At 45.5% G+C, this 13,828-nt stretch carries 10 protein-coding genes, 1 tRNA gene, 1 rRNA gene and 1 pseudogene; 9 read left to right on the top strand and 4 right to left on the bottom strand.

The window, feature by feature from the left end; translation table 11 throughout:
• Positions 1–6: 6 nt before the first annotated feature.
• Positions 7–124 (top strand): 5S ribosomal RNA (rrf, locus tag IM509_RS07605).
• Positions 125–174: 50 nt separating this feature from the next.
• On the opposite strand, the gene IM509_RS07600 is transcribed toward rrf, so the two are convergent.
• Positions 175–465, bottom strand: a complete 291-nt coding sequence (locus IM509_RS07600; RefSeq protein WP_052277653.1) for a DUF2288 domain-containing protein — start codon at positions 463–465, stop codon at positions 175–177.
• 135 nt (positions 466–600) lie between these two features.
• Here IM509_RS07600 and IM509_RS07595 point away from each other — a divergent pair, with 135 nt between their 5' ends.
• The 6 genes from IM509_RS07595 to IM509_RS07570 all read left to right on the top strand — a co-directional run bounded on the left by IM509_RS07595 (position 601) and on the right by IM509_RS07570 (position 5,605).
• On the top strand, positions 601–1,293 hold the full coding sequence (locus IM509_RS07595) for a TetR/AcrR family transcriptional regulator (protein ID WP_287716763.1): 693 nt from the start codon (positions 601–603) through the stop codon (positions 1,291–1,293).
• 6 nt (positions 1,294–1,299) lie between these two features.
• On the top strand, positions 1,300–2,583 hold the full coding sequence (locus IM509_RS07590; protein ID WP_052277651.1) for an HlyD family efflux transporter periplasmic adaptor subunit: 1,284 nt from the start codon (positions 1,300–1,302) through the stop codon (positions 2,581–2,583).
• Positions 2,584–2,715: 132 nt separating this feature from the next.
• A complete protein-coding gene (gene devC, locus IM509_RS07585) occupies positions 2,716–3,888 on the top strand; it encodes an ABC transporter permease DevC (protein WP_052278532.1) in 1,173 nt (390 codons plus the stop codon).
• A gap of 18 nt (positions 3,889–3,906) precedes the next feature.
• Positions 3,907–4,626, top strand: a complete 720-nt coding sequence (locus IM509_RS07580) for a DevA family ABC transporter ATP-binding protein (RefSeq protein WP_052277650.1) — start codon at positions 3,907–3,909, stop codon at positions 4,624–4,626.
• 61 nt (positions 4,627–4,687) lie between these two features.
• Positions 4,688–4,779: transfer RNA gene (locus IM509_RS07575), tRNA-Ser, on the top strand.
• Positions 4,780–4,798: 19 nt separating this feature from the next.
• Positions 4,799–5,605, top strand: coding sequence for a radical SAM protein (locus tag IM509_RS07570; RefSeq protein ID WP_185237502.1), 807 nt, complete (start codon positions 4,799–4,801; stop codon positions 5,603–5,605).
• On the opposite strand, the gene mrdA is transcribed toward IM509_RS07570, so the two are convergent.
• On the bottom strand, positions 5,602–7,476 hold the full coding sequence (gene mrdA, locus IM509_RS07565; RefSeq protein WP_185237503.1) for a penicillin-binding protein 2: 1,875 nt from the start codon (positions 7,474–7,476) through the stop codon (positions 5,602–5,604). The two genes, IM509_RS07570 and mrdA, sit on opposite strands and share 4 nt — an antisense overlap.
• A gap of 604 nt (positions 7,477–8,080) precedes the next feature.
• Positions 8,081–9,190 (bottom strand): S-(hydroxymethyl)glutathione dehydrogenase/class III alcohol dehydrogenase, encoded by a 1,110-nt coding sequence (locus tag IM509_RS07560; RefSeq protein WP_185237504.1) that lies wholly within the window; start codon positions 9,188–9,190, stop codon positions 8,081–8,083.
• A gap of 83 nt (positions 9,191–9,273) precedes the next feature.
• On the opposite strand from IM509_RS07560, the gene IM509_RS07555 reads away from it, so the two are divergent.
• Positions 9,274–13,035 carry a tetratricopeptide repeat protein gene (locus IM509_RS07555; protein WP_287716759.1) on the top strand — a complete coding sequence of 1,254 codons (3,762 nt, stop codon included), beginning with the start codon at positions 9,274–9,276 and terminating at the stop codon, positions 13,033–13,035.
• A gap of 268 nt (positions 13,036–13,303) precedes the next feature.
• On the opposite strand, the gene IM509_RS07550 is transcribed toward IM509_RS07555, so the two are convergent.
• Complete coding sequence (locus tag IM509_RS07550; RefSeq protein ID WP_159293245.1) at positions 13,304–13,603, bottom strand: hypothetical protein; 300 nt, start codon at positions 13,601–13,603, stop codon at positions 13,304–13,306.
• 95 nt (positions 13,604–13,698) lie between these two features.
• Between IM509_RS07550 and IM509_RS07545 the strand changes: the two are divergent.
• Positions 13,699–13,828: pseudogene (locus IM509_RS07545) on the top strand (IS607 family transposase); the annotation flags it as partial.

Genomic DNA, 13,828 nt, shown 5'->3' with positions numbered 1-13,828 from the left:
ACCCTTCCTGGTGTCTTTAACGTGATGGCACCACTCCGATTCCATCCCGAACTCGGTTGTGAAACTTCGCCGTGGCCAAGATACTTGTCGGGTTGCCGACCGGGACAATAGCTCGATGCCAGGATTATTCTTTCCTACCCCTCAATCCGACAAGATTGGGGGGTTTGGTTTTATCTAAGCTATGGCCTGAATTAACACAAAAGGTTGCACGATTAGTGTATTAAAAAGGTTATCGGGATGGGAATTCCAATCGCTTAATTGCTCTTGTGTCGGTTTTTCTAGTAGTTTTTCCCCGATCCAATTCTGCACTTGAGCAACCCGATCACCAGCGATCGCTTCTGCCACTTCGATTAAATTGAGGGAATCCGAAACCACGATCAGCGCATCCCTTTGAGCATGGGGGATCAAGTCACTCCACTCCACTTCGGCTAATTCCTCTAATAACTGCTCGTGAATATTACCCATACTGTCAATCCTTGCGAAAAAGCTCGCTCAATAACGAATTAGCTCCTCTTTCTAGCATACAGGCAAAGGGACAGCCGATTTCCCCATTCATAGTAATGTTAAGCTAAAATATAACGAACGTTCGATATTAAACTTATGCCTAAGATAGTGGATGTAGAACAATACCGAAAAGAACTCCTCTTAAAAAGTGCCGAACTCTTTGCCGAGAAAGGCTACGCTGACATGACGACGAGAGAATTAGCGCAAGGATTGGGAGTGTCCACGGGAACGCTGTACCACTACTTTCCCAGTAAAGCGGCACTTTTCGAGCAATTAGTCGAGGAGATGTGCCGAGAGGATGTTTTATTAGCTAAAGTCGAGATCGATCGAGGAAAAACCCTGATAGAAAAGCTAAAAATTCTCGGAAAATTTATGACTAATCGCGAGGATTCCTGTATCAAACAATTATTCTTATGGATTGATTATTCTCAATACCAAGGACGAGAAGAACTGAGTCGTAGTCAACTTTTTGAGCGCGTTGATCGCCGCTATCATAAGGCAGTAATCGAGATTTTAGGTATTAGCGATCCGAGTGTAGCTTGGTTAGTTGTCAGCGTTATTAATGGACTGATATTAGAGCGCCTGTGGTGCAATGAACAGATTGTGATCGATGAACAAATGGAATTATTAGGTAAAATTCTTACTACTTATAGCGGTAAGCGCTTGAGTGAGATACAAACCAAGCTTTGCCTAGCATGGTTTATAGCTCGTGACACTGTACCTCATACGACTGCACACCGCTATATTTGCAGAAAAACTGTTAATCCCCAAAAATCACTTATTAACTAAAAAATTATGAAAGGTAAAACTTTTGTGAAACCCAATCAAAAGTTAATGATCGGGTTAATAGTATTAGGCACAGGATTATTAGGAATAACCACCTTTTATAGTCTTTCCCAAGTCGCCCCCAAACCCGAAACCAAAACCCCTGTAATTGCCTCTCCCACACCGCAAAAAATCACCGCTTTAGGCAGAATTGAACCGAGGACAGAAATTATCAGCATATCTGCCCCGATGTTGCTTGATTCCGATCGAGTCATGCAATTATTAGTGGATGAAGGCGATAGCGTCAAAAAGGGACAAATAATCGCCATTCTCGAAAGTCAGGAAAGATTAGAGGATAACCTGCGACAGGCACAAGAACAGGTGAAAGTAGCCGCAGCCAAACTAGAACAGGTGAAAGCTGGGGCAAAAGTCGGAGAAATCGATGCTAATGCCGCTAACGTGCGGAAAATCCAGGCACAATGGGTAGGGGATCAAGCAACCCAACGGACAACTATCCAAAGATTAACAGCGCAATTAGAAGGGGATAGGGCTGCCCAAAAAGCGACAATTGCTAAATTAGAAGCAGAATATCGCAATGCCAAAGCTGAATTCGATCGCTACGAAAAACTCTATCAAGAAGGGGCAATTTCCGCCTCTAGTTTTGATAGTAAAAGACTGAATTTAGAAACCAGTAATCAACAATTAACAGAAGCAAAAGTTACCCTAGAGAGAATTGAAAGCACCGGTAAACAACAGATACAAGAAGCCAAGACTACCCTAGCCCGGATTGAATCCACCGGTCAACAGCAGATCAAAGAGGCCAGATCCACTTTAAATCAAGTCTCAGAAGTGCGGGGAGTCGATGTGCAGGCAGCCGAAGCGGATGTAAATGCTGCCCTAGTTGCCGTTAAAAAAGCCCAAACCGAGTTAAATCAGGCTTATATTCGATCGCCAATTACCGGCAAAGTGATTAAAGTCAATACCCGTATCGGGGAACAAATCAGCGATCAAGGAATTGTTGACCTCGCTGAAACCGATCGCATGGAGGTAATTGCCGAAATCTATCAAAGCGATATCGGGAAAATTCGCAAGGGACAAACTGCCACGATTACTGGATCGGCGTTTAAGGGCGAAGTTAGCGGAAAAGTGCGCTTAATTGCTTTAAAAGTTGACCAACAAAATATCTTCAGCAATCAACCGGGAGAAAACTTTGATCGCAAAGTTATCTCTGTCCGCATTGCCTTAGATCGCAAAAACAGTCAAAAAGTGGCAGGTTTAACCAATTCCCAAGTAACTGTAACTATCAATGAGTAGGTTTTACGGGAAGTGGGGAAGTGGGGAAGTGGGGAAGTGGGGAAGTGGGGAATTTCAACTAAAACCCCAACACCCCAACACCCCAACACCCCAACACCCCAAAACCCCAAAACCCCAAAACCCCAACACCCAATGAAACTAACCCATCTATTCAAAAAAACGCCCCTATCTTGGTTACAGGTGACGCGAGAGAAAACCCGTTTGATTGTGGCTATTGCCGGGATTGCTTTTGCTGACTTCCTAATTTTCACACAGTTGGGGTTTCGGGATGCCTTATTTGATGCTTCCGTTAAACCCCATTATGTCCTCAATGCGGATTTAGTCCTGATTAATCCCCAATTCGATACCCTCTTTGCCGTGAAAAGTTTTTCACGCGATCGCTTGTACCAAGCTCAAAGAGTCGAGGGCATTCAATCTTTAGCCTCAGTTTATATTGCTTCGGCCCAGTGGCGCAATCCCGAAACTGCCCTAGAAAGAACTACTTTAGTCTTTGGTTTTGATCCCAGTCAACGGGTTTTTACCCTCCCGGAAGTTAATCAAAAATCCAGTGATCTGAAGATGTTAAATCGCGTCTTGTACGATCAGGCAGGAAGACCAGAATTCGGTCCAATTGCCGATTTACTCCAGAAAAACCCCGATTTGACAGTTCAGTTAAATAAAAAAGAGGTACAGGTAGCGGGAATTTTTACCCTTGGTGCCTCCTTTGCTGCCGATAGTAACGTCATTAGCAGTGATTCTACCTTTTTAAGGCTCTTTCCCGAACGTCAACCCCACGAAATCGATATAGGACTGGTGAAACTGCAACCAGGGGCAAATATCGAAGCAGTTAAGGGCAATTTACAGGCACTTTTCCCTAAAAATGAAGTAATAGTCCTTACTTTAGAAGAATTTGCTGAAAGGGAAAAAACCTATTGGGCTAATAGTACAGCCATTGGTTTTATCTTTGGTTTAGGTACAGTAGTGGGTTTTATCGTCGGTATCGTCATTGTCTATCAAATTCTCTATTCCGATGTCACCGATCACTTACCCGAATACGCTACCCTAAAAGCTATGGGTTACGGTGATTGGTATTTAGTCGGGGTTTTGATGCAAGAAGCCTTATTACTAGCGGTTTTGGGGTATATACCCGGGTTTATCGTCTCTCTCGGTGTTTATAATCTCGCTTCCTCCGCTACACTTTTACCCATAGTGATGACTACCGCTAGGGCGATCGAAGTTTTAATCCTGACAATTATTATGTGTATTGCCTCTGGAATTGTCGCCATGGGCAAATTAAGGACAGCAGATCCAGCCGATATTTTTTAAACTATCAAGGGTGAAATAATGCGGATTTTTCAAAAAGAGCGAGAATTAGTCTATTTTAGCCCTAATGAACCCGTAATTGCCATTAAAGGCTTAAATCACTATTTTGGCACGGGGGAATTAAGAAAACAGGTTTTATACGATATCGATCTGGAAATTAAAGCGGGGGAAGTAGTAATTATGACCGGTCCTTCGGGATCGGGGAAAACTACTTTATTAAGTTTAATGGGAGGTTTGCGATCGACACAAGCGGGCAGTTTAAAAATTCTCGGCCAAGAAATGTTAGGAATTGGTAAGGGCAAAATGCTGAAAATTCGCCGACAAATTGGCTATATTTTTCAAGCACATAATTTACTAAAATTCCTCACAGCGAAACAAAACGTTAGGATGTCTTTGGAACTGCACGAGGAGTTTTTAGAACAAGATCTCGATCAAAAAGCGGCGGCAATTCTGGAGTCAGTCGGTTTAGGCAACCGCGTTGATTACTATCCCCATGATCTATCAGGGGGACAAAAACAACGGGTTGCGATCGCTCGCGCCCTCGTCAGTCATCCCAAATTAGTCCTCGCTGATGAACCGACCGCGGCCTTAGATAAACAATCCGGGCGCGATGTGGTGGAAATCATGCAGAAATTGGCCAAAGAACAAGGTTGCACGATTTTACTTGTCACCCACGATAACCGGATTCTCGACATCGCCGATCGCATTGTCAATATGGAGGATGGTCGTTTAGGGGATTAACTGCCCAAAAATTACTTGCCAAAAATCGGCCTTTCATGTTAAATTAAAATGATGTCATCTTGGAGAGGTGGCAGAGTGGTCGAATGCGGCAGATTGCTAATCTGTTGTACGAATCGTAAGACCGTACCGAGGGTTCGAATCCCTCCCTCTCCGTATTTTTTGGGTAGGTTCGATGACTGCTCGCCAGGATTATTTCTGCTCCGTATATGGTCCGGTTGCCTCTTGGCGCTTCGGCAGCTCTCTGGGCATTGATCCGATTGGTTTAGTTTCCACCTGTTCCTTTAACTGTGCCTACTGTCAGTTAGGAGAAATTGAGCAAAAAACCGAGCATCGAAGAATTTTTATCACTAGCGAACAAATTAGCAGGGATTTAAGCACTTTTGCCCCTTGGGACGTGGATATAGTCACTCTCAGTGGTAGCGGGGAACCCACCCTCGCCCTCAATTTAGGGGAAATACTGGCCACCGTCAAGGAAATGACCAGGCGGCCGGTGGCAGTCTTAACCAATAGTACCCTCTTGGGAGATGCCCGAGTGCGTCAAGACTTGAGCAAAGCTGATATCGTCGCCGCTAAAATCGATGCTGTTTCCGAGTCCCAATGGCGACGGGTTAACCGTCCAGTCCCCGGCCTGGATTGGCAGAGTTGTTGGTCGGGATTAAGACAATTTCGCCAAGAATGGTCGGGAAAACTAGCAATTCAAACCATGGTGCTGTCCTCTTGGTCGCCCCAAGAGCAAGACCAGTATATCGATTTGATGCAACAGCTACAACCGGATGAAATTCAGCTTAACACCCCGACCCGTCCCCGGGCCAGACAAAGACAATTAGAAACCCGCGGTAATAATCCCCTCACCGCTGCCGACGGAATGCAAATTCTCAAACCCGTAAACGCTGAAATATTGGCAATTTGGGCGCAAAAAATGGCCACGGCCACGGGAATTACCGTACGCTGTGTGCCACTTACCGCCACAGGTCTCTAAGGCTTCGGCCGGGGTTTTTCTTCTTTCGGCTTCACATTAAAATAAGCCTCCATTACCTGACGTACCATAGGTGCGGCCACTTTACCACCACCACCGCCGGAATGTTCCGCAAAGGCGACCACAACAATTTCGGGCTTGTCGAAGGGGGCGAAAGCTCCAAACCAAGCGTGGGACTTGCCCGGAGGTGCTTCTGCCGTGCCGCTTTTGCCCGCTACAGGCGGTAAAGCGGGGTCCGATAGGGACCGCCCCGTTCCTTCCGCTACCACGGCTCTCAGGGACTTTCTCAGGGTGTCTAGGGTGCTAGGTTTCATGTTCAAAGACTTGCGCCATTCCTTAACATTGCGGGCATCCTGTAAAAGGTGGGGTTTCACCAAAAAACCCCCGTTAGCGGGGACGGCAAACATCACAGCTACCTGTAGGGGAGTCGCGAGGGTAAATCCTTGACCGATCGACATATTAATCGTATCGCCTACGGACCAATCCCAGTTTTTAAAATTACGCAGTTTCCAATCGCGATCAGCAATTAACCCCGGAGTTTCTTCCGCTAATTCTATCCCGGTTTTCTGACCGAAACCGTAGCGCCGGGCTATGGCAATTAAAGTCGGTCCCCCCACCCCGCGACCTATTTGACCGTGAAAAGTGTTACTACTCATGGCCATGGCCCGGACAAAACCCATCGGACCAAAACCGGCGTGATTCCATTCTCCAAAAGCTGTCCCCCCCACATAAAGGGCAGCAAAGGTATTTAAGACCGTATTGGGGGGAAATTTCCCCGATTCCATGCCAGCAGTGGCAGTGACGACTTTAAAGGTGGAAGCGGGGGGGAATCCTTGCAGAGCGCGGTTAACAAACGGGTTGCCCTCCGCTTGTAGTTTTTTCCAGGTGGCGGTGGTAATTGGGGCCGAGAAAACATTGGGATCAAAACTAGGATAACTGACCATGGCCCGCACGGAACCATCCCGGGGATCGATCGCCACGATCGCACCCTTGCGTTTTCCTAAAGCGGCCTCGGCGGCTTTTTGGAGTTTTAAATCTAGTGTCAGGGTGACATCTTGCCCCGGTTTAGCAATTTTTTGGCCGAGAATTTGGATTACCTGTCCCGATCCGTTGACCTCTAACTGCATTCCTCCCCATTCTCCCCGCAATTTTGACTCGTAGGCGGCTTCCACACCCATTTTACCGACGACATCTCCCAACCGGTAGCCCTGGGGTCTTTTGGCTTGATATTCCTCTGGGGTTAGTTCCCCAGTATAACCGAGAATATGCGCCCCGATTTTACCATTGGGATAGTAGCGCACTGATTCCACGTCCACTTCAATGCCGGTTAATTCGTCTTTGTATTCCTCTAGGGCGATAATTTGGGACGGAGTTAAACCCCTAGCAATCCGGATCAGGGTGGAGGGGTTTTCGTCCGCTTCGTTAATGCGTTTTTCTAGGTCGCTTCTGGGAATGCCTAAAATACTGGCTAAACGGTCAAGATTGAGTTTTTGGGCGGGATTACGCTGGGATTTGGGCCAAATATAGGCCGCATGGGTTAGGCGGGCCGTGGCCAAAACTTTGCCATTGCGATCAAATAAATTGCCCCGGACTGGAGGTTTGGGAAGAATGCGAATCCGGTTATTTTCTGCCCTTTCTCGGTTAATTTGTCCTTGCTGCAGTTGTAAATAGGCCAAGCGCGAGCCGACTCCTCCTAGCAGGACAAGGCTAATTAATCCCATAATTAGCCATGACTGACGCTGACGACCGACTAGACGCTCCTTATCTTTGATTTTATTCTGTAATTTATTCGGCGCTGGCCGCGTCGGCGAGGTGAGCGTTTTTTTCCGTTTCAGTTTGACTTTGGTTTTTGAGAGGAGTCCGCTATTACGCATTTGCTTAAAGTTAAAAATTTAAAAGTTATTAGTCATCAGTTAGGGACTTGCGTGGGAATAATATCCCAGCCAGAAAATCGCTCTGTAGAAGAATTAGACCAGCCAGATGGCACATTATCAAAGCGCAAGTCCCTAACATCTCGAAGGCTCTCGCCCTACTTAGGGTGATCAGCAAACCTGATCGATCGGAGGGCGCAAGCTTTGCGCCCCTACAGTAACGGATTTTGTCCACAATGTAGGGGCGAACTGCGTTCGCCCAAAAGGTACATTATCAAAGCGCAAGTCCCTTATCAGATTTGAGTTCTAAGTGAGTAGTTTTAAATAGCACTTTCCTGATGTCTTTTCACTGTTTACTGGACGGCTACGCCGTGCCTTTGGCAACACTGAAAAGGACGCAATACTAGGTGATTTAGCTCCTCTGTTTACTAAAGTTCAGGGTATCTGCAATATATCTTAACAAAATAGGTGTAAATACTGGGAGTGGAAGGAACCACTCCAGACACAGAGGACACAAAGATTGATCGCTTCTATAGTAAGTTAAAGAGAGCGAGGAAACTGGCGCAGACATATAGTTAAGAGTTTGTCAAGTGTTTCTTAACTATGCTCAAAATGTAATCACACTGCGGATAGAATCCCCTTGGTGCATCAGGTCAAAGGCCTCGTTAATCCTTGCCAGAGGTAGAACGTGGGTGATTAAATCATCAATGTTAATCTTGCCGTCCATGTACCAATCGACTATTTTTGGTACATCTGTACGACCCCTTGCCCCACCAAAAGCCGTACCTTTCCAGACCCGTCCGGTGACTAATTGAAAAGGACGGGTACTAATTTCTTGGCCGGCCCCGGCTACACCGATAATAGTGGCAACACCCCAACCCTTATGGCAACATTCCAAAGCTTGACGCATAATCTGGACATTGCCGATACACTCAAAACTATAATCGGCCCCACCCTTAGTTAAATCCACCAGATAGGCCACTAAATCCCCCTCGATTTCTTGGGGATTAACAAAATGAGTCATCCCGAATTTGGTCGCTAAAGCTTGTTTCTGGGGATTGATATCGACCCCGACAATCATATCGGCCCCCACCAAACGGGCCCCTTGAATAACATTTAAACCGATACCTCCCAGACCAAAAACCACCACTTTTGCCCCCGGTTCCACTTTAGCGGTATTAATCACCGCACCGATACCTGTAGTGACTCCGCAGCCGATATAACAGACTTTTTCAAAGGGAGCATCGGGGCGAATCTTGGCTAGGGAAATCTCCGGCAGTACGGTATAGTTAGCAAAAGTCGAGGTTCCCATGTAGTGATAAAGAGGCTGACCATCGAGGGAAAAACGACTGGTTCCATCCGGCATTACTCCCCGACCTTGGGTAAGACGAATTGCTTGACAGAGATTGGTTTTAAAGCTGAGACAGTATTCGCACTGACGACATTCGGGAATGTATAGGGGAATAACATGATCCCCCACTTTTAGGCTAGTCACACCCTTTCCCACTTCTACCACGATTCCGGCCCCTTCATGGCCTAAAATTGAGGGAAATAAGCCTTCAGGATCGGCCCCAGAGAGAGTATAGGCATCGGTGTGACAAACTCCCGTGGCTTTGATTTCTACTAACACTTCCCCCGCTTGCGGTGCGGCTAATTTTACCGTTTCAATAGTTAGGGGTTTTCCCGCTTCTAGGGCAACTGCCGCTCGAACATCCATAGGCTCAAAGCAATAGGTTTTTTCCAGTATAATACCGTTAAACTGCTGAAGAGTTGTAATAGAACAATTCTAAACTTATCTCTATGTTAGTCCTCACCATCCGCGAAGAAGGAATTAACGATGGTGGCTTTACTGCTAGTCTCAATTTTGATAGCGGTAACAGCTACCCAATTACGGTTACTGACCCCTTTACTAACCAAGAAGAAAAAGACCTAGAATGGTACTTTGAGGAATGGTTAGTATTTCCCACCCTAGACACGGATAAAGCGCAAAAAGCCGCCAACAGTGTCCAAAACTATGGCGAAAACCTATTTAAACAGGTTTTCCAGAGTAATTTAAATGCTTATGGGGAATATCGAGACTTACGAAAACAGTTAAGTCAACTGCAAATTATCATCGAAAGTCAGTCGCCAGAATTTCAAGCTTTACATTGGGAAGCGCTGAAAGATCCTGATTTACCGCGTCCCTTTTCTATAGATTGTATCATCTCCCGCCAGCGTCGAGGGGCTACAGTTGTCCCGGTGCAAATGGCCACTTATCCTACTATCAATCTTCTGGTGGTGATTGCGCGTCCTAATGAGGAATCTGATGTTAACTATCGCACGATTTCCCGTCCTTTGGTAGAACTGGTAAATAGTAGTGAAATACCGGTAAAAATTGATATTTTGCGTCCCGGAACTTATGAATCACTAACCAGACATCTGGATGAGAAGGGAGAAGGATACTATCATGTTATTCATTTCGATGTTCATGGCGGATTGATGGAATATGAACAGTACCAAAGACAGGTTCACGGGGATTCTTGGCGCTATCAAAGGGGATGGGGACTGGAGGATTTAGCAGAATATGAGGGAGTAAAAGCTTTTCTGTTTCTGGAAGGAGAAGAAAAAGGTCAAGCGACTCCGGTAGAAGCGACGGAATTAGCGAATTTACTCACTGGGAAAAATATCCCTATTTGTATTCTCAATGCTTGTCAGTCAGCAAAGCAAATTTCCCAGGAATCAGAAGACTATCGGGAAACCAGTTTAGGAAGTCGTTTGATGACTGCGGGAATGCAAGCAGTGGTGGCGATGGGATATTCGGTGACGGTTTCTGCAGCTAAGTTGATGATGAAACCAATTTATCAGCAATTATTGAACGGAAAAGACCTAACGGAAGCGATGCGAAAAGGACGGTTAGAGTTATTCAATAATAAGCAACGCCGCGCCTATTATAATACGATAATAGATTTAGAAGATTGGTTATTACCGGTGATTTATTGTCGCGGTAAAATTAATCTCAATTTGCGTCCATTTACTCCAGAAGAGGAAGAAAAATACTGGGAACATATCGGCAATCAATATGTCTTTCCCTTACCAGAATACGGCTTTGTCGGCAGGGATTTAGAAATTCTCAAGATGGAAAAGGCGCTGCTGAAACATAATATCCTTTTACTCAAAGGAATGGGAGGGACAGGAAAAACTACCTTACTCAATTATCTACGAGAATGGTGGCAGAAAACCAACTGGGCGACCCATATTTTCTATTTTGGTTATGATAGAAAAGCTTGGACGTTAGAACAGATTGTCCATGAAATCGGTCAGGGAATTTATAATCGTTTTGAACAGGCGAGTTTCCAAGGGATGAACCTGAAAGCGCGGGTAAAGAAACTAGAGCAAAAACTCCGCAGTGAGGCGTATATTCTCATTTTAGATAATCTGGAGTCGGTGACGGGACAACCGTTAGCAATTCAGAATACTTTACCGGAGAATGAAAGGGAAGAAATCGCCGAATTTCTCAAGAATTTGGTCGGGGGAAAAACGAAGGTGATTTTGGGTTCTCGCAGTGAGGAAACTTGGCTGCAACGCAGGACTTTTAAGGAGAATATCTATCAGTTACAAGGATTAGACCAAGAGTCGAGAACTGAATTAGCGGAGAGAATTTTAGAACGTCAGGCGAAGAGTCGGAAAAATGCGATTAAAAAGGATGATTATTTTAAGCGCTTGATGAAATTGTTGGCGGGGTATCCGTTGGCGATGGAAGTGGTATTAGCGAATCTGAAGCGACAGTCACCGGAGGAGATTTGGCAAGGGTTACAGTTGGCGGAGTTAGCTGATGTGGGGGATAAGGATAAGACTAATAATATCATCAAATGTGTGGAATATTCCCACAGTAATTTGTCGGAGGAGGCGCAGAAGTTGTTACTCTGTTTAGCGCCGTTTAGTGGGTTTATTCCCAGGGGTGTTATTCCTATTTATAGCCAAAAACTACAGCAATTAGAACCTTTACAAGGCTATCAGTTTGACCAATTTGATGCAGCGATTGAAGAAGCAATTCATTGGGGGTTGCTTTCGCCGATGAGTGAAGAATTGCCGAGTTTATTGACTATCCAGCCCATTTTTCCCTACTTCCTGAAGACGAAGTTAAAGGAATTAGCACCAGAGACACAAGCAGCAATTTGGGAGGGTTTTAAGAATCATTACCGAGACTGGGCAGGTAATTATAGTAACTTACTAAATTCCAAAAATCCGCAAAATAAGCAGTGGGGGATATTGTTATGTCGCTGGGAGTATGAAAATCTGTTCAATGCGTTGCAGATTTGTTTGGAGAAGCAGGAAAGTATTGAGATCTTCTTTTGCTTACTTAATTATTTTGTTGTTACCAATGATGTTAGTAGCAGCCTGAAACTATGCGAGAGTGTTTGTCAAGCTTGTCAAGCTTATCCTGAACAGATTAAAACTGGGATAATCGGTGGTAATATTGCCAATGCTTTGGGCAATCTCGCCACCGCCTATAAATATACAAAAAACTATGAACAGGCGAAACAGACTTATCTAAAAGTCATTGAATTAACTCAAAATCTCCAAGGAGTGGACGAGCAACAAAAAGCCTCAATATTGGGATATATCTATCACAATTTGGGAGGAGTAGCGCAAGAATTGAGGGAATGGGAGCAAGCCCGAAGCTACTACCAGCAAGCTATTGAGATCTGCATTGAATATGGGGATCGCTACTCCCAAGCCAGCACCCTGCACCAGTTGGGAGGAGTAGCGCAAGAATTGAGGGAATGGGAGCTAGCCCGAAGCTACTACCAGCAAGCTATTGAGATCTGCATTGAATATGGGGATCGCTACTCCCAAGCCAGCACCCTGCACAATTTGGGAGTGGTAGCGCAAGAATTGAGGGAATGGGAGCAAGCCCGAAGCTACTACCAGCAAGCTCTTGAGATCTGCATTGAATATGGGGATCGCTACTCCCAAGCCAGCACCCTGCACCAGTTGGGAATCGTAGCGCAAGAATTGAGGGAATGGGAGCAAGCCCGAAGCTACTACCAGCAAGCTATTGAAATCAAGATTGAATATGGGGATCGCTTTTCCCAAGCCATACCCCTGCACCAGTTGGGAATCGTAGCGCAAGAATTGAGGGAATGGGAGCAAGCCCGAAGCTACTACCTGCAAGCTATTGAGATCAAGATTGAATATGGGGATCGCCACTCCCAAGCCAGCACCCTGCACCACTTGGGAAACCTAGCGCAAGAATTGAGGGAATGGGAGCAAGCCCGAAGCTACTACCAGCAAGCTCTTGAGATCCTCATTGAATATGGGGATCGCTACGGGCAAGCCAACCCCCTGAACGAGTTGGGAATGGTAGCGCAAGCATTGAGGGAATTGAGCCAAGCCAAAAGTTATTACCTGCAAGCCTTACAAATTTTGGCAGAATTTAACGATAATTACACCATACAAACCTATTCTTTGCCTCGTCTTGTTGCTCTTTATCAGCAAACGCAAGATGAGGAGATTTTTGTCGGTATTGCTTCTGTTTTCGGGATTGGGGTTGAGGAGTTGCGGGGTTTGCTGGAGGGTTAGGATGGGTTTTGGGCGTAGGCTGCGTGTTTGCGGCTATCAATTCAGTTAACGTAAGTAGCTGGTTATAATTAAATTAAAAATGGATTTTAGGTTCGATCCCCCCTGCCCCCCTTGATAAGGGGGGAATAACGAACCTAGTTTGTTGTTGCGCTTCAGCGCTAACTATTTCGGGCTTGCTGAAAAAGTAAGGGCGAAGCATTCGGATAGGAAATCTACGGTTTCAGCGATAGGTTATCGCCCGAATGCTTCGCCCCTACAATGTTGTGATCTACGGATGAGGTGTAATAGCGAGAATGGTGATTTCCCCCGAATGAGGTCCATAGCACCAGAAAATTCGATAGGCTCCCGGTGTATTCTGTTGGGCGTAGGCTTCAAAAACCTTCTGTGTTGAATCATAAGGGTTGTCGAGGGAATTAAATTCGTGGGTTTTTAGTCCTGGATGTCTTGGGTTTGTACTGAGGAGCTTGAGGGCTTTTGTTACCTGTTTGTAGAGACCCTCTTGTTTCGATGCTTTTGTCCTACCTTGAGCCAGGCGAGTCTTTTGAGCCTGTTCCGCTTCTGCTCGCAATTCAGATAGAGTATTGTAAAGTTTTGTAAAAAGTATATGCAAATGACTGCAAACAACTGCTAATATGGTTAGTGCAAGTTTACATTGCAGTTCACATGAAACTATCAGATTATGCTAAGAAAAAAGGGATCAGTTATGACACTGCTTGGAGAATGTGGAATCGAGGGCAGTTACAAGGAGAACGTCTTCCTACAGGAACAATTATTATTTTTGAAGATGACCGTT

The organism is Microcystis sp. M31BS1, assembly GCF_020245285.1.
Taxonomy (GTDB): Bacteria; Cyanobacteriota; Cyanobacteriia; order Cyanobacteriales; family Microcystaceae; genus Microcystis; species Microcystis panniformis.
The sequence above is the reverse complement of the archived record's forward strand: the minus strand, read 5'-3'. Positions and strand labels throughout refer to the sequence as shown.

Bases quoted from the DNA above. Each gene is read 5' to 3' on its own strand.
- IM509_RS07600 (WP_052277653.1), bottom strand. From the start codon at position 465: ATGGGTAATATTCACGAGCAGTTATTAGAGGAATTAGCCGAAGTGGAG.
- IM509_RS07595 (WP_287716763.1), top strand. From the start codon at position 601: ATGCCTAAGATAGTGGATGTAGAACAATACCGAAAAGAACTCCTCTTA.
- IM509_RS07590 (WP_052277651.1), top strand. From the start codon at position 1,300: ATGAAAGGTAAAACTTTTGTGAAACCCAATCAAAAGTTAATGATCGGG.
- devC (WP_052278532.1), top strand. From the start codon at position 2,716: ATGAAACTAACCCATCTATTCAAAAAAACGCCCCTATCTTGGTTACAG.
- IM509_RS07580 (WP_052277650.1), top strand. From the start codon at position 3,907: ATGCGGATTTTTCAAAAAGAGCGAGAATTAGTCTATTTTAGCCCTAAT.
- IM509_RS07570 (WP_185237502.1), top strand. From the start codon at position 4,799: ATGACTGCTCGCCAGGATTATTTCTGCTCCGTATATGGTCCGGTTGCC.
- mrdA (WP_185237503.1), bottom strand. From the start codon at position 7,476: ATGCGTAATAGCGGACTCCTCTCAAAAACCAAAGTCAAACTGAAACGG.
- IM509_RS07560 (WP_185237504.1), bottom strand. From the start codon at position 9,190: ATGGATGTTCGAGCGGCAGTTGCCCTAGAAGCGGGAAAACCCCTAACT.
- IM509_RS07555 (WP_287716759.1), top strand. From the start codon at position 9,274: ATGTTAGTCCTCACCATCCGCGAAGAAGGAATTAACGATGGTGGCTTT.